Genomic DNA, 18592 nt, shown 5'->3' with positions numbered 1-18592 from the left:
AAAGCCCCGTATAAACGGGGCGTTATTATTTACTCATTTGCAGAACAATTCAAATTTAAAAGCATCAATTCGCGTAAAGCGACGGAGAATTTTGCAAATTCATGCACAGATCCCACTTTGAACTCATTTAAGATGCTTTCCCAACGATTTAGCGATAGCTGATTATTGGCAATCCAATCATCAAGTGACTGAATCACATCCAAATCCGCTGACTGGCATCCACAACTTAACACTTGTGCGGTAAGCAATCGTTGTTGCCAATCGAGATCTTCTCTAAACGCGGCTCTCGCAAGCGCTTGCCAATGGTTATCCACCGCTTGATTGTTAATTTGGTTTAAGAACCAGTGGATAGACAGTCTGTCACCCAAGTTGAAGTAAAGTTGAGCTACTTTCTCAACGGCAATGCCTTTTTCAGTAGACACTGTGGATACATCCAGTACCGAATAAAGGCTAGACAAACGTGCGACATAATTCGCCAAATCAGCTGTCATACCCTGATCAACCCAAGCTTGCGCTTCTTGATTATGATCTTCTACTTCCAGAGGAACCAATAATGTATCAAGATCCTGTCTCACTTTATCTACATCTGCGCGATATAGATCTATCAATGCCGTTACTGATTGGCGTCCCTTACGATTGCGCAGAATCCAGCGACTCACTCGACGTAATGTTCGTCTTACCGCAAACATCATGTCATATTGAACCGTCGTTGTTGCCGTATTATCTAGCGCACGAATTTGTTCAAGTACATTGCCTAAGCCAAAGATCTCACGTGACGCCACATAAGCATTTGCAATATCAACCACTGACGCGCCCGTCTCTTCTTGCAAACGAGTAACGAAGTTACAACCCATTTCATTAACCATTTGATTAGCTAGGGCTGTGGCTATGATTTCTCGACGTAGTGGATGGTTTTCCATTTGCGACAAATAGTTACGGCGTAACTCAGATGGGAAGTATTGAGGCAGTAATTTGGCATGAAACTCATCATTGGCAATATCCTCATGAACCAACTCTTCTTTCAACACCATTTTGCCATACGCCACCAGCACAGCGAGCTCAGGACGAGTTAAACCAAGTCCTTGTTTTTCACGCTCAAGCAAAGTTTCATCATCTGGAATATATTCCAGTGCACGATCAAGATGCCCTGCTTTTTCCATCGCATGAATAAAGCGGATTTGTTCTTTAACTAAAGAAACACCTTGATAGTCAGTCACAGAAATTGATTCAGATTGGCAATACGCGTCATCCAGTACAATCTCACCAACTTCATCTTCCATCGATTCAAGAATAACGTTGCGTTGCTTAACGGTTAGATCGCCATTGGCGACCAGGCTATTAAGGAAGATCTTGATATTAACTTCGTTATCCGAACAATCTACCCCACCAACATTATCTACAAAGTCGGTATTGACTCGACCACCAGCTAAAGCATATTCGATACGTCCCAACTGAGTCATCCCAAGGTTACCGCCTTCACCGACAACTTTAGCGTTGAGATCTTTACCATTAATTCGCAATACGTCGTTAGCTCGATCGCCTACGTCCATATGGGTTTCGCTTGATGCTTTAACGTAAGTACCGATCCCGCCGTTCCAAAGCAGATCAACTTGCATCGATAAGATCATTTTAATCAGATCGTTTGGCGCAAGAGAGCTCTTCTTCGTTCCGAGTAACTTCTGTATTTCCGGCGTTAGCGTTATTGACTTCGCCCGGCGAGAGAACACGCCACCGCCTTTAGAAATCAGGTCAGCATTATAATCTTCCCAACTTGAACGCGGCAGATTAAACAGACGCTCTCGTTCTTGCCAACTGCTTGCGGAGTCTGGATTTGGATCAATAAAGATATGTAGGTGGTTAAACGCCGCAACAAGACAAGTATGCTTAGACAGTAACATACCATTACCAAACACGTCGCCCGCCATATCACCAATACCCACTGCGGTAAAATCTGTTGTTTGACAGTCGATGCCCATTTCACGGAAATGACGTTTAACTGATTCCCAGCCGCCTTTAGCGGTAATACCCATCGCTTTGTGGTCATAACCATTCGAGCCACCAGAAGCAAACGCATCCCCTAGCCAGAAGTTATACTCCTCTGAAACCGAGTTTGCCAAATCAGAGAATGTCGCCGTGCCTTTATCCGCAGCAACAACCAAATATGGGTCATCTTCATCATGACGAATCACATTTTTCGGTGGCACCACTTCGCCATCAATAATGTTATCTGAAACATCCAATAATGCGCGGATAAAACGCTTATAACAGCGTTGCCCTTCAGCAAAAATTTCATCTCGCGAATTGAGCGTAGCCTGACGTTTGCAAACAAATCCGCCTTTTGCCCCAACGGGAACAATCACAGTATTTTTCACTTGTTGCGCTTTTACCAGACCGAGTATTTCTGTGCGGAAATCTTCTTGGCGATCTGACCAGCGTAAGCCGCCACGTGCTACCTTACCACCACGTAAATGCACACCTTCAATATCTGGCGCGTAAACGAAGATTTCAAAAGCCGGCACCGGCTGGGGAATTTCTGGAATATCACTTGGTTTCAGTTTGAGCGCAAGCCAAGGTTTAGGCTGCTTATCTTGATCCAATTGATAGTAGTTCGTGCGCAGTGTCGCGGTAATCATCTCCATATAACGACGAATAATACGGTCGTCATCAAGACTTTCTACTTGCTCTAATTGCGCGGTGATCTTATTGATTAGCGTTGTCTGTCCTTTCTCGCCACCTTTCGATTTTGGATCAAAACGCTTCTTAAATAATTGAACAAGATCCCCGGCTAACTCTGGATGATGATTGAGCGTATCTTCAATATATTGTTGACTAAATGGGAAGCCAACTTGGCGCATATAGCGAGCATAAGCGCGAAGAATCGAAATCTCTCGTCCGGTTAAAGATGCACCAAGCACCAAACGGTTAAAGCCATCGCTCTCTAACTCGCCTTGCCAAATCGCCGCAAATGCTTGTTGGAAACGATCGCGTGCTTCTCTTAAATCAACGCTATTGTCACTCTTATGCAGCATTGAGAAATCTAAGATCCAATACACCTGACCATTGGCTTTGTGGATCTCATATGGCGATTCACCAATGACTCGCAAACCCAAGTTTTCCAGCATTGGCATCACATCAGAAAGATGGATTGGTTCATCACGATGATAGAGTTTAAAGCGCACCGCTTTTGAATCGCTAGCAAGCTCTTGCGGGCGGTAAAACAGCATACCCAGCTTATTATCATCATTGAGAGATTCTAAACGCTCAATATCTGCCACAGCAGAGGCAGGCAATACATCCTCTTTATATGAACGAGGGAAAGAGCGCATGTACTCTTTCGATAGTGGCAGACCTTTGCTTTCACCGAAGTTGGCAACGATCGCATCCGATAGACGATCATCCCAACTTGACGAGGCTTCGACAAGGTTGCGCTCAATGGTCTTCACATCAACATCCATATTATTGTTATCGACACGTACGATATAGTGAGTTCTGGCAAGTGGGCTCTCAGAGAAGTAAGTGGTAAATTCCACTTCTTGATCGCAACCAAAATACTGTTTAAAGATCCGTTGCGTTTGACGACGTAGCTCGGTGTTATAACGATCTTTAGTGACATACACCATACAACTAAAGAAGCGACCAAATGGGTCTTTGCGAACAAACAAACGCAACATATCACGGTCTTGCATCTGCACCACGCCCATACCCACTTCAAGCAATTCTTCTTCTCTTGCTTGCAGCAGTTCATCACGCGGATAGTTCTCTAATATATTATGCAGTGCTTTGTAGGAGTATGAGCCTTCTCTGTAACTGCTCGCCTTTAGGATACGCTGAACTTTTTCACGGATCAGAGGAATACCCGCGACGCTTTGGTTATATACCGCAGAGGTATAAAGCCCGGTAAAGCGATGCTCGCCGACAACTTTGCCATTTTTATCAAACTTCTTAATCCCGATGTAATCGGTATAGGCGGGTCTATGAATTCGTGAAGGCGTATTACCTTTCGTCACAATCAGTAAAAACGGCTTTTCCGCTTCTAAACGCGCCGAATCGGGGAATTCAGAAAGCTTTACGCTGCGCACGCGCTTTTCACAGGAGAACAGACCTAAGCCTTTCTCTTCAGTCGGCTTTAGCTCCATCTCGCCGTTATCGTTGATCAGGTCATATTCTTTATAACCCATAAAGGTAAAGTTATGATCGCCCAACCAACGTAAAAACTGGATTGTTTCATCATAATGATCACGTTCGATCTCCACTTTACCTTGTAACTTCTCGACCTGATCTGTGACAAACTGCAGTCTATCAACCATCTGTCTCCAGTCGGTCACCACAAGTTGAGTATCAGATAGAATATCAAGCAACTCTTCTTTCAGTGACGCCATCGCTTGCTTGTCACTTAAACTATCTACCTCAATATGGAAAATAGAAAGTAAGTCACCTTCCCTTTGTTCGATACTCACAATCTGGTCTTTTTTATCGCGTTTTATTTGTGTAGGACCATGTAGCATCAAATGGGAAGCGAGATCTAGGCGTGTTAATGCCATCTTAATCGAGTCGACAAGGAAAGGACTGTCTGGCACAACAATCTCAACGATAGTATGGGTCGATTGCCAACCCTGTTTACTGACCGTTGGATTAAAGACTCGGACAGAAATGTCTTGCGGTTTTTTGTCGTTGAGATGATGCCATAAACTGACCACGGCACCATATAAGTCGGATTCGTTACGCTCCAATAAATCATCTTGAGCAATGTTGCTAAATAGATGTTGAGCAAGTTGGTTAACTAAAGGTTGTTGAGCAAGTTCGAGTTTGTCTTGAATCAGCTGGTATACCTTTTCAAGAAGAACCGGCATTAGAGGTTCACGCACGGTCATAATCACACTCCACTATTAGAATTCTAAATTGTTGGGATGTCGTCTAAGCACTATAGGTTGTTGTAAGCATAGTGCTTAATCTTGGTAATGCCGTACCATTGTATCGATTATGTTACTTGGCGGTTAACTCTTTTTATAAAGCTTGAGACGAAATGTTTGATAATGTGATTAAGGTTCTATTTAAAGTCCTGCAAATTACAACACTCACAGAACTTCTAACTTTAGAAACTTGTTATTCTGGTCAGTTGTTAACCTAAATCGTCCTTTTAAACCAATTTGGCTTAAGAACGGACGAAAGCGCGTCGCGGGCAGTTGAATACGCAAGCCATTATCGGTCGTCACCATGACACTACTCGCGGCGCCATTGTAGTGAACAAGAAAGGTTTGATAAGGAATATTGAGGGAAAAGTAGTATTGATTCATGAGCGATTGAGTTAAGTCCTAATAATCACAAATATATTGGTCGCGAAACTATTCTATACCGCAAACCAACCAAGTTGCACTAACGACCTATTAGAGAGAACTACAAACCTCTATCAATAGCCAAGAAAACCGATAAAACGAGTGATACAGAGTAAAAATCGGCGACAAAACAACCGCTTCACTGGCTCAAAGTATCGATTTTCCTGTCACCGCAAAATAACTGTATATTTATACAGTTATTCGTAAAATTTACCAATTCCGTGGTCAGTTGGTCTCATCCCGTGATTATCGAACGGAGGTTGTTGCTGTTCAATCTGTGAGGTTAATAGCGACGCTGAACCCAATGCCAATGTCCAACCCAACATGCCATGCCCGATGTTAACAAACAAGTTTTCGGCGCCCGCTTTGCCAATTATCGGCACACTGCTTGGCGTGACCGGACGCATGCCAGCCCAAGTATGCAGGATCTCGCTATAACGTCCCGCTTTAGGAAAATTTTGCTGTGCAACACTTAATAGGTGTTCTATCCGAGTTTGGTCTTTATCTCGACTGTGACCAACAATATCCGCACAACCTGCAATCCGAAGTTTGTCACCGACGCGACTGACCACCACTTTATTATCCACATCAGTTACACAAACTCCTGGCGCATACTCAGTAGCTGGCACAGTAATGCTATAACCTTTGATTGGATAAATGGGCAGTTTAATCCCAACCTGCTTTAGAAGATTTAGACTCTCTGATCCGGTCGCCCAAACATAAGCATCAGCCTCTATTTTTCCTTGAGTGGTTTCAAGCGAAGTAATTGAATGTTGATGTTTGATGATTCGAGTCACCCGACAATTGAACTGTGCAGTAAAGCCTTGGTCGCTTTCCATACGCTTGAGTAACTGATGAGAAAACTGAAATGGATCACCAACGGCATCAATGGCTGAATAAATTCCGCCAATAATAGGTTTAGATAGATGCCGTAGCGACGGTTCTAACTCGATACATTGTTGCTGATTAAGAAGCTCTTGTTTGCAACCCCATTGCTGTTTTTGCTCTACTCTTGTAATGGCTTTGTCTAAGTCAGCTTGATTGGTGTAGATAAGCAGCTTGCCAGAAACGCGGTGATCAAATGAAAAATCGGACTGAGACAAAAGTGTATCAAGCACCTGTTTAGAATGAAGTGCCAATCGCAACAGAGCGCGCGTATTCAACTGCTCTTGTTGTGCCTGTCCATTTAACAAGAATTTACTACCCCAAGAGATGAAGCTTAAGTCAGGTGAGAGCTTGATACGAAACGCCGGATCTTTTCCCAAGAGTATCTTTGGTACTTTCTTAATCAAACTTGGTGAGGACATCGCATCAATATAGGAATAACTCAGTTGGCAGCCATTGGCGTAACTACTCTTTAATGCGGGACCATCTTCAGCATCAATTAATATAATCCGATAACCTGCTCTTCTCAGCAAATACGCCGACGTTATCCCAATAATACCAGCGCCTACAATCGCAACTGTCTTTTCCGCCATAACCCATCCTTGTCTATCCTGTAGCAATGTCTGATATAACGCTCCTAGCCAGTAACGCATTTAGCGAAATCGAGAAATGCATCTATCACCATCACCTAGATAAACTGTGTAGCATACTGTTACGAAGATCAAACAAGGCGGGAAAAACTGGGACACAGAAAACTGTCGCTGATAGTTCTGCTAATAGAATTGTGAGCGCTGTGGCAATGCTCGATACAGACAATACTCTATAACCGGCTATAACCACATATTCTCACGCACTTCATAGTGATTTACATGTCGATCTGGGTTTAGATGGTATTTGTCATCTTCCGGGTACAACTTAGCAACGCCAATATCTTCCCCCGCAAACGCTTTGATGCATTCAAGATCTTGCCAATAACTTAGTAAAGTGATTTCTACCTCATCACCTAAATCTCGATTGAGAATTTGCGCGCCAACGAAACCTGCCGTTGATGAGGTATCCTTAATTCCTGTCTCATAAAGATAAGCAATAAAGCCTTCTGCATACTGTTTTGGGCAAGTGGCTTTCCATTCTCTGGCTATCATGAATTTTCCTTTTCATTTTATATTTTATGTCTGTGGCTAGGCACTCCGTAGCCCAAACCGAAATTGATTTTTGTTCCGCTTAATAGTGCTGGAACTATTTGAGATGAGAGCAAGCGGACCAGTTACTCTTTGTCTTGCCAAAGAGTAACCAGAAAATCGCTTTTCTATCTTTGATGTTGTCCGGTCGGTTTTAGGTGTTCCCGACACCGAAAACCTAAAAATTCGTCCTGAATTTTTACCTAGTATATAGATGGATAAATAGCCCCTGACTTTTGATAGGCTAATACAACGAAAAGTCTATTTTTCCTCCACGACTTAGCTTTTCGTACATAACGTCATTATCGTTTCTGACACAGACTCACCTTCTATGCGGTAGCAGTCTGGCATTTCACCTAAGATTTCAAAACCACATTTCAAGTACAGATTCTTAGCAGGCAGATTATTCGAAAGAACATTGAGATCTAACCAATCGATACTCGGTTCGTGATGACAAAACTGAATAACACATTCAATCAGTTTTACGCCCAGCCCCTGATTTCTACAACTTGAATCAACACCCATACCCAACAGCACGCGGTGAAATTTGTGTCCTTCTGCATAATGGCGTAAATCAATATGACCAACCACTTGTTCATTCGAGTCTTTGACCACCCAGAGCTTTCGCCACCCATGCTCACCAAGACTGTGCTCGAAACCATCTCTAAACTTAGTCTTTAACAGATCGGACACTAAACAGTTTTGTTTAGCTATTGGCTGAAACAATGGTGAATCATCAGCCGCATTTTCGACAAGATGCGCCGCTAAATAACTAAAGAAAGAGTCTAAATCTGACCGATTCGCTTGGACAATTCTCATATGTCCTCCTCCTTATCAATAGCAAATGAAGTGGACTAAGAATATTCACACGTCACTTTAATTTACTGAATAACATAACAAACATATCAGCATTACGAATAGAGGTTGATGCGAGGGATGGTTCGCATAATTTGAGAGAAATATCACGCCATAGTGAGTTACGTTAATCGTATGATTAAAAAAAACACTATTGCTAAGGCGATAACTTTATTGCTCAATAAATTTGGATTTCTGACCTTAAAAACATAACGCAGACAGCGTTTCGTAAAAAGACTACGCCTAACCATTCATTCTTGGGCAACTTGTTATAGCGCTTAAGTGAAGCTAATATGACCAGTATAAAGACCGCTTAAGAGACCGAATATATGACCACTAGAATTTTGGCTGACGTTGCAGCAAGCATTACTGAACTAAAAGCTAACCCAATGAGAGTCGCGACTAGTGCTGAGGGGAAACCAGTTGCCGTACTGAACCGAAACGAGCCGGCATTTTATTGCGTGCCTGCAGAAACATACGAAATGATGGTGGATAGACTCGAAGATCTCGAACTACTAGCCATAGCTAAAGAACGAGAATCGGAAGAAAGCATATCTGTAAATATTGATGACTTATAAACTCAACTTTAAAAAGACCGCACTTAAAGAGTGGAAGAAGCTTGGCTCTACACTTCAACAACAATTTAAGAAAAAGCTAATCGAACGCTTAGAAAACCCACATGTTTTGGCATCAAAACTCTCAGGTTCTGACAACATGTATAAAATTAAGCTGCGTCAATCTGGCTATCGCCTAGTCTATAAAGTTGAAGATAATGTCATCATTGTAACAGTCCTGGCTATCGGCAAACGAGAACGCAATGATGTTTACCGTAAAGCTGTAAAAAGGCTAGATGACTAAGTAGGTAAACATCGTATTAGCGACCAACATCAACTACAAAAGTTACTTCCTGATTTAACTACACTAAAACTATAAGCCCGAACGAAGAAATGTTGATACCCGACACCAGAAACCTCATCGATATCGATTGAAACTCCAACGATTAACTCATGATCGCATTCAAATGCGAAACATATTATCAGAAGAACTTATGCACTATTGCGATGAATATTTGTACCTGATCACTCTAAAAACACGCACATTTACTTCATCTACATCTGCTTAAAAGTAACCAAAACAATAGGCAAAAATACAGGACGTATTTTTAAGTTTTCGGCGTCGGGAACGCCTAAAACTGGTCGGAAAACACCAAAGATAACAAAGCGCCTTTCTGATTACTCCATACTCGAAACATAAGGCATTGCAAAGAGCAATTGGACCACTGACACTAAGATAAAATGGGCAGTCATACTTGTAAGCGGGACACACATCAAAACCAGAAATCTCATTAATAGCTAATAATCAATAACTTAAACAAAGCCCTCTCTTCTAGTAGTCTCAAATTTACGGCATATCAATTTTAACTGTATATTTATACAGTTATTACTGCTTTTTGAAAAAAGCTCCCTTGTCCGCACACAAAAAAAGCGGCTACTAGAGCCGCTATTTAATACTAACCTAAGCAAAACAATGATTAAGACTCTAACGCCTTAGTCACTTTTTCGAATAGATCTTTCGCTAGATTATCCATCGCTTTAAGCTGTTCAAGTTCAGCTTTAATCAACGCTTGGCGCGTTTCATCGTACTTACCCAATTTTAGCAGTGGGTCAATCAAACGCGATGCGACTTGCGGGTTTGAGCTATTAAGCTCACGTAAGATCTCTCCAGCAAATTGATAGCCAGAGCCATCGACTGCGTGGAAGTGAACCGGGTTCATATTAAGGAATGAACCAATTAAACTACGAGTACGGTTTGGGTTTTTCAAACTAAACGCTTCGTGCTGCATGGTTTGTTTGATCACTTCAAGTACGTTATCTGCAGGGTTGCTGCCTTGCAGTGCAAACCATTTATCCATAACCAAACCATCGTGTTTCCATTTATTGCTGTAATCAGCCATCAAAGATTCACGACATTCAAGTTGTGCTTGGTTTGCAGCTGACATTGCAGCAATTGTATCGGTCATATTATTGGCTTGCTGATATTGTTGCTCAGCCAAAACATTACCGTGTTCGGTATGAGCAAGGTAAGCCAAAGCGGTATTACGTAGAGCACGCTTACCAATTGCAGCATGATCAATGGTGTACTCTGCTTGATTCAAGCTGTGGTAAATAGCAGAAAGCTCATCTTGTAGTTCAAATGCTAATTGAACTTTGATCGCTTTTAGCACGGCAGCGACAGCATCGACATCAACAGTCTTATACCAACCTGATACTTCATTGTGACTTGGCAACGAAAGCACTTCAGCAATAAACGCTGGTTCTAGCTCTTCACTTAACAATACGCCACGGAATGCATCGACAACTTCACTTGGAAGTAATACGTCACCACCTGCTTGCAAGTTAGCAACGTTGCGACGAATATATTTCGCCAGCAGCATTTGTCCCGCATCCCAACGAGCAAATTCATTGCGAGCATGAACCATTAAGAACGTTAGCTCTTCGTCACTGTAATCGTATTCAAGTTTTACGGGTGCAGAGAATTCTCTTAACAATGATGGTACGGGTTTTTCTGTCACGCCTTCAAACACAAAGCTTTGTTTAGCTTGAGTTAGATTCAGAATATTTGAAACTTTTTCACAGTTACAGCGTAACTCAACAACATCACCCATTGCATCATACAGCTCGATATCGAACGGAATATGTAAAGGCAGCTTCTCTTTTTGATCAAGAGTTGGCTCAGTTGATTGTTCTAGCGTCAATGTGTACGTTTTAGCATCAGCATTGTATTCGCTGCTTGCTTTTACGGTCGGTGTGCCCGATTGGCTGTACCATAAACGGAACTGAGTTAAGTCAACACCGTTAGCATCTTCCATCGCTTTGACGAAATCTTCGCATGTCGCGGCTGTGCCATCGTGTCTTTCCATGTATAGCTTGATGCCTTTTTGGAATCCTTGCTCACCTAATAAGGTGTGGTACATACGAATGACTTCACTACCCTTTTCATACACGGTCAACGTGTAGAAGTTATTCATCTCAATCACTTTATCTGGACGAATTGGATGAGACATTGGGCTAGCATCTTCGGCAAACTGCGGACCACGAATAATACGAACATTGTTAATTCGGTTTACCGCGCGTGAGCCAAGATCAGATGAAAACTCTTGATCGCGGAAAACAGTCAAACCTTCTTTTAAGCTAAGTTGGAACCAGTCACGACAAGTCACGCGGTTACCAGTCCAGTTATGGAAGTACTCGTGACCGATTACCGCTTCGATACCTAAGTAATCTGTATCGGTCGCGGTTTGATCGTTGGCTAGAACAAACTTCGAGTTAAAGACATTTAAGCCTTTGTTTTCCATTGCGCCCATATTGAAGAAATCAACCGCGACAATCATGTAGATGTCCAAGTCGTACTCTAAGTCGAAACGCTCTTCGTCCCACTTCATCGAATTAATCAGTGAAACCATCGCATGATTAGCGCGATCTAAGTTGCCTTTATCGACAAAAATTTCTAGTTCTACGGCACGACCAGACTTAGTAGTGTAGTTATCACGCAGAACATCAAAGTCACCCGCAACTAATGCAAACAGGTAAGATGGTTTTGGATGTGGGTCAAACCACTTCACCCAATGACGACCATTTTCTGTTTCACCTTGATCAACTCGGTTACCATTACTTAGTAAGAATGGGTATTGCGCTTTGTCGGCAATAACCGTTGTGGTGTATTTCGCTAATACATCTGGGCGATCAAGGTAGTAAGTAATGCGACGGAAACCTTCCGCTTCACATTGAGTGCAGTAAGCACCATCAGATTTGTATAAACCCTCTAATGCGGTATTCGCCTCTGGGTTAATTTCAGTCACGATGGTTAAAGTAAACTCTTCTGGCAGTTGGTTGATCTTGATGCCATCTTCAACCAACTCATAATCTGTCCATGATTCTTGGTTTACGAGTAGACTCTTTAGCACCAACCCATCACCATCTAACTCTAGCGTCGAGCTTTGTTTTAATTGCTTAACTTGAGAGACAGCCGTAACCAATGTTGCGGTATCGTGCAGTTCAAATGTCAGATCGATATCAGTAATAGTATGAGATGGTGACTGATAATCTTTGCGATATTTGGCTTGAGGAGCTTGAGCCATTTCTAAATCCTTCTACAAATATTGTCGAAAATAGTTAAGTAACCAATAAATTGAACGGGCTTTCTGGTTCAAATCAATACCCGCAATATAGCGGTGAAACCATTGAGTTATCTTGAACCTACGTCACGCTTCTTTGGGTTACTTGAAGCTAAAGCTTACAACTCTGACAACAAAAAAACGAGGCATTGTCACAAATTACCTCGCTTTTTTCCTAATTTACACGCTGTGTCTAAATTATCTGTCTAACTTTAAGACAATTTAGCGTGAGTTATCGTATTCGGTTAAGCACGGCAAACATGCCACCTTCTTCAGAAGTAATCGTTAAAGTATCTCGGTTAAGTTTATAGCGTGTATTGTGTTCACCATTTTCGTATAGAAGTACCAAATGTTCTCCTTCAGTGAAGTACACGCCTCTGCGAATTGCTTCATCCCCATCGGGGTTGCTCACTTTAAACAGGAAGACAAAATCAGGTTGTAAGATCAAATCCATCTGATTGACATCACTCGCCATCAAGTCATCGCCATCGAGGTGCTTGCTCGACCACATTCCTGCTAACGAATTTGATAAGGCTTTAGTAAATACCACGCCGTTGAGATTGAGTAAGTTGTGGTTACTGGCGTAAGAATACACTTGTGGGTGATCCGTGTTTAAACCGAGAATAATCGTATCTTCATTGGCGGTGTACATTCCTTCCCAACGATCTACGGTGTAATCTTTTTTCTGGATATCAATGACGAAATTGAACTTGGAGTCTAAGGTCAATTTTATCGCGATGTAGTCTTCTTTTGAGTTTTCGGGTTCTGGATTGATGAGGTACCAATCACCAAGTAAGAATGGGTGGTCAAAAAAACTAAGTGCATCCGTTTCTCGTGCATTGGATGGCGTTGCACCCCAAGTTGTGAAGCTAAAACAGGCTAATAGAATCCCAATCCATCTCATATCGCGTCCCCTCACTTTTTCTTTAAGCGTAGGCACAAGTTGGCGATAATGCTAAAAATTTGACCTAGGTCACATTAGTTTTTAATACAAAAAAAGCGAGCTACTCGAGCTCGCTTAGATTTATGTTGCTTAGCTTAACGTATCATATCAACCATGATAGCAACCGATTCATCAAGATATGCATCCGGTGCTTCATAATCTTTAGGCAAATCATCCAACGATTTAAATGGCTTTTGACCTGCCGCTTGCTGACGCTCATTAATACGTTCCAGACGACGCTGATCCGCTTCATCACTGATGCGTTTACGCTCTTTCTCGTTTAATGACAAAGAGTTATCTTCTTTTTCAGCTTTGTATCTTGCGATATCTTCCGCGATAAAGCCAAACTCCAGATCATTAGCAATACGAGTTTGATGCTGTTTATCCAGCTGTGCAATCAACTTATCGTTACGTTGTAACTGCTTGTAATCCGCTTTATCGATGCTATCCCAAGGCAATGCGTTATCTTCTACACTTTCACCGGTTTCAGCCGGATCAATTGGTGTTGGATAAGCAATATCTGGTACGACACCTTTATTTTGCGTACTACCGCCATCGATGCGATAAAACTTTTGGATTGTGTACTGGACGTAACCCAATTCTTTATCGAACAAATCATAGATATGATTGAGCGAACGATGTTGTTGCACCGTGCCTTTACCGAACGAGTTCTCACCTACAACGATTGCACGACCATAATCTTGCATTGCCGCAGCAAAAATCTCAGACGCAGAAGCACTGTAACGGTTAACCAATACCATCATTGGACCGTCATAGCTGATTTCGTTATCAGTATCTGCATTAACATTAATGCGACCGTAACTATCGCGAACCTGAACAACTGGACCGCTAGTGATAAACAGACCAGACAATGAGGTTGCTTCCGTTAAAGCGCCACCACCGTTATTGCGCAGATCAACAATAATACCGTCAACTTTTTTCTGTTTAAGCTCAGAAATCAGTTTATCCGTATCTTTTGATAGACCTACATAGAAACTCGGCACTTCGAGCACGCCAATCTTCTTACCATCTTTCTCAATGATTTCCGATTTTACTGCGCGATCTTCTAAACGTACTTTGTCACGAACAATTGAGATAACTTCACTCTTGGCATCATTACCTTCAGGCAGGATCTCAAGTTTGACCGTAGTGCCCTTTGGACCTTTGATTAGTTGAACAACATCATCCAGTCGCCAACCAATCACATCAACCATCTCTTCGCCTTCTTGACCGACACTGATGATGCGGTCACCTTCACCGAGTTTCTTACTCTTCGCCGCTGGACCACCAGCAACAAGAGAACGAATGACAGTATAATCATCGGTCATTTGCAGCACGGCACCAATACCTTCAAGGGACAAATTCATCTCTTGTTGGAATTGATCAGCGTTACGCGGAGAAAGGTAACTGGTATGAGGATCCACTTCGCGTGAAAACGCATTCATGTACAATTGGAAAGCATCTTCATTGTTGGTCTGAGTCAAACGTTTCAATGCGTTATTGTAACGTTTGCCTAGGATGTCTTTGATTTCATCCCAGCTCTTGCCAGTCAATTTCAGATTTAAGGCATCGTACTTAACACGTTTACGCCACAGTTCATCTAGCTCTTGTTCGTTCTTCGGCCAAGCCGCTTCACTGCGATCGAGCTCAATGCTCTCGTCAGTATCGAACGTCATCTCTTTATCGAGCAGAGACAGTGCGTAATCAAACCTTTCATAACGACGTTTAATTGATTGATTATAAATATCAAAAGCGATTTGGTTATCGCCTGACTTTAATTGATCATCAATGGAGTTCGCCCACTTAGAAAAGGAATCAATGTCAGCTTGAGTGAAGATATTCTTATTGAAATCAAGCATTTCTAGGTAACGATTAAAGATCGCTTGCGAAAATTGATCGTCTAACGAGAAATGTTTGTAATGAGAACGGGTAAATCGGGAAGTGACTCGCTTACTTGCGGTTTTGTGTTGAGCTTCTTGCTCAAGCGCAGGTAAGTCAGTTAATTCGATTTTAGCTTCGAGTGCTTTTACTGGAGTTGCTGCTAGCATAACGCTAGCAGCAATCAGCGAAAAGTTTAAACGGCATTTCATGCGTAGGAGATTCTCCTTTATGCGCGTAGGTGCTCCGCTTTAACAACCATTTGTAGGCCGTTAGACAGTTGAACTCGCACATCTTCCTTATTGATTTCAACGATAGTTGCAGCCATGTTTCCTTTGCCCATGTTCACGTTTACTGCGTTACCAACTTTAACTTCTTCAGCAGTTAGTAGACGTGTTTCAACTGGCTTAGCTGCTTTCGGCGCAGATTTTGCAGGACGACGAGCTTGTTGAGGCTTCTTAGCCGCAGGCTTAGCAGATTTCGCTTTACCTTCTTCACGAGTCTTCTTGCTTTGTTCTTTGCGACGAGCTTGCACTTTCGCTTTGCTTTCAGCTAGCGCTGTTTTAGCGTGTTCAACGTGTTCTTCATCTAGCTCACCTGCTGGGTTGCCATCTAAATCTACACGAACTGCACCAGGCTTAACACCGTGAAGGTAACGCCATGATGAAGTGTACTGTCTTAACGCTGCACGTAGCTGAGTCTTACTTACTTTTGGGTCATCTGAAAGACGATCCGCAAGATCTTGAAAAATACCAATTTTAAGTGGCTTTGCTTCACCTTCTAAAGTAAAGCACTTAGGGAAACATTCAGCAATATATGCAATTACTTCTTTGCTGTTTTTTAACTTTTCAGTGTTTTCCATGGGGGTTCCTGGTTAAAGCGGACTGTCCGCGAGCGTTAAGATAAATATTTCAGCCATTATAGTGACCTGTATAGGAAAAACCACACTCTAACGCGAATTTATGCCTTGATAGCGTGTGAATTAAGCAGCTTTTCTACTTCTGCCATTAAAATAAGCAATCCTTTTTCATCTTCTTCATCAAATCGACCAATATTTGGACTATCGATATCGAGCACGCCGACGATTTTTCCATCAATTGAAAATGGAATAACAATTTCAGAGTTACTTGCTGCATCACAAGCAATATGCCCTTCAAATTCATGCACATCATAAACACGTTGAACTTGATTGGTCGCCACTGCTGTACCACATACGCCTTTACCTACCGGAATGCGAACACAAGCAGGTTTACCTTGAAACGGACCTAACACTAATTGGTCACCATCCATCAAGTAAAAACCAACCCAGTTAATCTCTTCCAACGACATATTGAGTAATGCGCTGATATTAGACAAGTTGGCTATAAGATTGGTTTCTGACTCAATCAAAGCTTGAGCTTGCTTGGTGAGAGATTGATAAAATTCTTGCTTCATGACTACTTCCGTTTAGAGACCTTATCGCGACTTCACATCAAAACATGAGACATATTTGGTGATTCTACGTACAATTGGAGTATAAATTATTCGTATTATCAGTAGAATGACCGAAAACAACAACACTATTAGCCGTTCTTGGCTGATATCACAAGTAAAAATACACAAATCCAAGCTGATTGTAGCCAACGTCATTGCAATTATTGCTACCTTGGTGAGTGTCCCTATCCCTCTACTATTACCGTTAATGGTTGATGAGGTGCTGCTCAATAAACCCGGTACAGGTTTAGACTTAATGAATAGCGTCTTACCTGCTTCGATACAAACACCAACCGGTTACATCTTTTTTGCGCTCTTCCTGGTTGTTTTGATGCGCACTGTGGGTCAGATACTCAATATTTTACAAAGTCGTCAGTTTACGTTGGTGTCAAAAACCATTACTTATCAAATGCGCAGTAAAATGATTGATAAGTTAGGTCGCATCAGCATTCGACAATATGAGACACGTGGTAGTGGCGGTATTAATGCCCACTTGATCACGGATATTGAAACGATCGACCAATTCATCGGCTCAACATTGAGTAAGTTCATTATCAGTTTTCTAACTGTTATTGGTACCGCCGGCGTATTGCTGTGGATTGATTGGCGTTTGGGCTTATTTATCTTATTGGTTAACCCAATTGTTATTTACTTCTCGCGCCTGCTGGGCAGTAAAGTTAAGCATCTTAAAAAGCGTGAGAACCAATCATTTGAACGCTTTCAAAATCGCTTGGTGGAAACCTTAGATGGTATCTATCAGTTACGCGCGGCTAACCGAGAGCGTGAGTTTTTAAATGAACTCAAGCTCAATGCTAATCAAGTTCGTCTCGATGCTGATAAGTATGCTTGGCAATCTGAAGCCGCTGGGCGTGTTTCATTTCTGTTGTTCTTACTTGGGTTTGAATTATTCCGCGCAGTTGCAATGCTAATGGTGATGTTCAGCGATCTGACCATCGGGCAAATTTTCGCTGTATTTGGCTAACTGTGGTTTATGCTTTCTCCAGTACAAGAGCTTCTCGGTATTCAATTTTCATGGTACAGCGCAAAAGCCGCACTTACTCGCATCAACACCCTGCTAGAGTTAGAAGAAGAGTATCGTCCTAAGAGCAAGGTGAATCCATTTACCGATGATAAGGAAGTCGACGTCAGTATCGAGAATGTGACCTTTTCTTATAACGATGAAAGCCAAGTTCTGCGAAACCTCAATTTGCATATCCCTGCCGGAAAAAAAGTCGCGTTAGTCGGTGCCAGTGGCGGTGGCAAATCCACTTTAATTCAACTACTGATTGGGGTGTATCGCCCCGACAGTGGCGTCATAAAATTCAATCATCGCACCACTGACAATATCAGCTTTGATGTAATCCGCGAACAAATTGCCGTGGTTTTACAGCAACCTATACTATTTAACGACAGCTTGAGGCATAATCTCACCCTTGGCAGTCATTACAGCGATGAGCAACTATGGCAAGCACTTGAGATCGCGCAGATGCAAGATGTCATTAGCCAACTTAGCCAAGGTTTAGAGACGCAAATCGGTCGTAACGGGATTCGCTTATCCGGCGGTCAAAGACAACGGTTAGCGATTGCTCGAATGGTTTTGAGTGATCCGAAATTCGTTATTTTAGATGAAGCGACCTCAGCTCTTGATACCGCGACCGAAGCCGCTTTACACAAAGCGTTGACTGAATTTTTGAATGGTCGAACAACACTGATTGTCGCACACCGCTTATCTGCGGTAAGACAAGCAGACATCATCTATGTGTTAGAAGATGGTCAAGTTACCCAAACAGGGACTCATGGAGAATTAGTTGAACAACAAGGTCTATATCAAACCCTCTATGGCGCAGTGCAATCTCACGGCTAGTTGGGCTAC

At 42.3% G+C, this 18592-nt stretch carries 12 protein-coding genes and 1 pseudogene; 3 read left to right on the top strand and 10 right to left on the bottom strand.

The features are described 5' to 3' along the window. Positions 1 to 29 precede the first annotated feature (29 nt). The 5 genes from GZN30_RS05510 to GZN30_RS05490 form a co-directional block, all read right to left on the bottom strand. Entirely contained in the window at positions 30 to 4871 is a 4842-nt protein-coding gene (locus GZN30_RS05510) for an NAD-glutamate dehydrogenase (protein ID WP_075651959.1), read from the bottom strand. Positions 4872 to 5075: 204 nt separating this feature from the next. Beyond that, a complete protein-coding gene (locus tag GZN30_RS05505) occupies positions 5076 to 5294 on the bottom strand; it encodes a DUF2835 domain-containing protein (protein ID WP_075651961.1) in 219 nt (72 codons plus the stop codon). Between the two features lie 236 nt (positions 5295 to 5530). Beyond that, positions 5531 to 6811, bottom strand: a complete 1281-nt coding sequence (locus GZN30_RS05500; RefSeq protein WP_075651964.1) for a D-amino acid dehydrogenase — start codon at positions 6809 to 6811, stop codon at positions 5531 to 5533. 237 nt (positions 6812 to 7048) lie between these two features. Beyond that, a complete protein-coding gene (locus GZN30_RS05495; RefSeq protein ID WP_075651966.1) occupies positions 7049 to 7360 on the bottom strand; it encodes an antibiotic biosynthesis monooxygenase family protein in 312 nt (103 codons plus the stop codon). A gap of 315 nt (positions 7361 to 7675) precedes the next feature. Next, a complete protein-coding gene (locus GZN30_RS05490) occupies positions 7676 to 8215 on the bottom strand; it encodes a GNAT family N-acetyltransferase (protein WP_075648885.1) in 540 nt (179 codons plus the stop codon). A gap of 365 nt (positions 8216 to 8580) precedes the next feature. Between GZN30_RS05490 and GZN30_RS05485 the strand changes: the two genes are divergently transcribed. Both GZN30_RS05485 and GZN30_RS05480 read left to right on the top strand, forming a co-directional pair. Then, positions 8581 to 8829 carry a type II toxin-antitoxin system Phd/YefM family antitoxin gene (locus GZN30_RS05485; protein WP_075648886.1) on the top strand — a complete coding sequence of 83 codons (249 nt, stop codon included), beginning with the start codon at positions 8581 to 8583 and terminating at the stop codon, positions 8827 to 8829. Beyond that, entirely contained in the window at positions 8819 to 9109 is a 291-nt protein-coding gene (locus tag GZN30_RS05480) for a type II toxin-antitoxin system RelE family toxin (RefSeq protein WP_075648887.1), read from the top strand. The genes GZN30_RS05485 and GZN30_RS05480 overlap by 11 nt, the downstream gene beginning before the upstream one ends. A gap of 673 nt (positions 9110 to 9782) precedes the next feature. Here the strand turns inward: GZN30_RS05480 and pepN are convergent. The 5 genes from pepN to GZN30_RS05455 all read right to left on the bottom strand — a co-directional run bounded on the left by pepN (position 9783) and on the right by GZN30_RS05455 (position 16680). After that, positions 9783 to 12389: an aminopeptidase N gene (pepN, locus tag GZN30_RS05475; RefSeq protein ID WP_075648888.1), complete on the bottom strand. Its 2607-nt coding sequence runs from the start codon at positions 12387 to 12389 to the stop codon at positions 9783 to 9785. 268 nt (positions 12390 to 12657) lie between these two features. Beyond that, complete coding sequence (locus GZN30_RS05470; RefSeq protein WP_075648889.1) at positions 12658 to 13329, bottom strand: hypothetical protein; 672 nt, start codon at positions 13327 to 13329, stop codon at positions 12658 to 12660. A 134-nt stretch (positions 13330 to 13463) separates the two neighbouring features. Next, positions 13464 to 15458 (bottom strand): carboxy terminal-processing peptidase, encoded by a 1995-nt coding sequence (gene prc, locus GZN30_RS05465; protein ID WP_075648890.1) that lies wholly within the window; start codon positions 15456 to 15458, stop codon positions 13464 to 13466. Between the two features lie 17 nt (positions 15459 to 15475). Next, on the bottom strand, positions 15476 to 16108 hold the full coding sequence (proQ, locus tag GZN30_RS05460; protein WP_075648891.1) for an RNA chaperone ProQ: 633 nt from the start codon (positions 16106 to 16108) through the stop codon (positions 15476 to 15478). 98 nt (positions 16109 to 16206) lie between these two features. Then, positions 16207 to 16680 carry a GAF domain-containing protein gene (locus GZN30_RS05455; protein WP_075648892.1) on the bottom strand — a complete coding sequence of 158 codons (474 nt, stop codon included), beginning with the start codon at positions 16678 to 16680 and terminating at the stop codon, positions 16207 to 16209. Positions 16681 to 16786: 106 nt separating this feature from the next. Between GZN30_RS05455 and GZN30_RS05450 the strand changes: the two are divergent. Then, a pseudogene (locus GZN30_RS05450) lies at positions 16787 to 18583 on the top strand (ABC transporter ATP-binding protein). Positions 18584 to 18592 lie beyond the last annotated feature (9 nt).

The sequence above is a fragment of the Vibrio ponticus genome (genome assembly GCF_009938225.1).
GTDB lineage: Bacteria > Pseudomonadota > Gammaproteobacteria > Enterobacterales > Vibrionaceae > Vibrio > Vibrio ponticus.
This window is presented reverse-complemented; position numbering and strand designations above follow the sequence as displayed.

What these genes read in the sequence shown, in the direction of transcription:
- GZN30_RS05500 (WP_075651964.1), bottom strand. Translation starts at nt 6,811, where the DNA reads ATGGCGGAAAAGACAGTTGCGATTGTAGGCGCTGGTATTATTGGGATA.
- GZN30_RS05480 (WP_075648887.1), top strand. Translation starts at nt 8,819, where the DNA reads ATGACTTATAAACTCAACTTTAAAAAGACCGCACTTAAAGAGTGGAAG.
- GZN30_RS05505 (WP_075651961.1), bottom strand. Translation starts at nt 5,294, where the DNA reads ATGAATCAATACTACTTTTCCCTCAATATTCCTTATCAAACCTTTCTT.
- proQ (WP_075648891.1), bottom strand. Translation starts at nt 16,108, where the DNA reads ATGGAAAACACTGAAAAGTTAAAAAACAGCAAAGAAGTAATTGCATAT.
- GZN30_RS05490 (WP_075648885.1), bottom strand. Translation starts at nt 8,215, where the DNA reads ATGAGAATTGTCCAAGCGAATCGGTCAGATTTAGACTCTTTCTTTAGT.
- prc (WP_075648890.1), bottom strand. Translation starts at nt 15,458, where the DNA reads ATGAAATGCCGTTTAAACTTTTCGCTGATTGCTGCTAGCGTTATGCTA.
- pepN (WP_075648888.1), bottom strand. Translation starts at nt 12,389, where the DNA reads ATGGCTCAAGCTCCTCAAGCCAAATATCGCAAAGATTATCAGTCACCA.
- GZN30_RS05495 (WP_075651966.1), bottom strand. Translation starts at nt 7,360, where the DNA reads ATGATAGCCAGAGAATGGAAAGCCACTTGCCCAAAACAGTATGCAGAA.
- GZN30_RS05470 (WP_075648889.1), bottom strand. Translation starts at nt 13,329, where the DNA reads ATGAGATGGATTGGGATTCTATTAGCCTGTTTTAGCTTCACAACTTGG.
- GZN30_RS05455 (WP_075648892.1), bottom strand. Translation starts at nt 16,680, where the DNA reads ATGAAGCAAGAATTTTATCAATCTCTCACCAAGCAAGCTCAAGCTTTG.
- GZN30_RS05510 (WP_075651959.1), bottom strand. Translation starts at nt 4,871, where the DNA reads ATGACCGTGCGTGAACCTCTAATGCCGGTTCTTCTTGAAAAGGTATAC.
- GZN30_RS05485 (WP_075648886.1), top strand. Translation starts at nt 8,581, where the DNA reads ATGACCACTAGAATTTTGGCTGACGTTGCAGCAAGCATTACTGAACTA.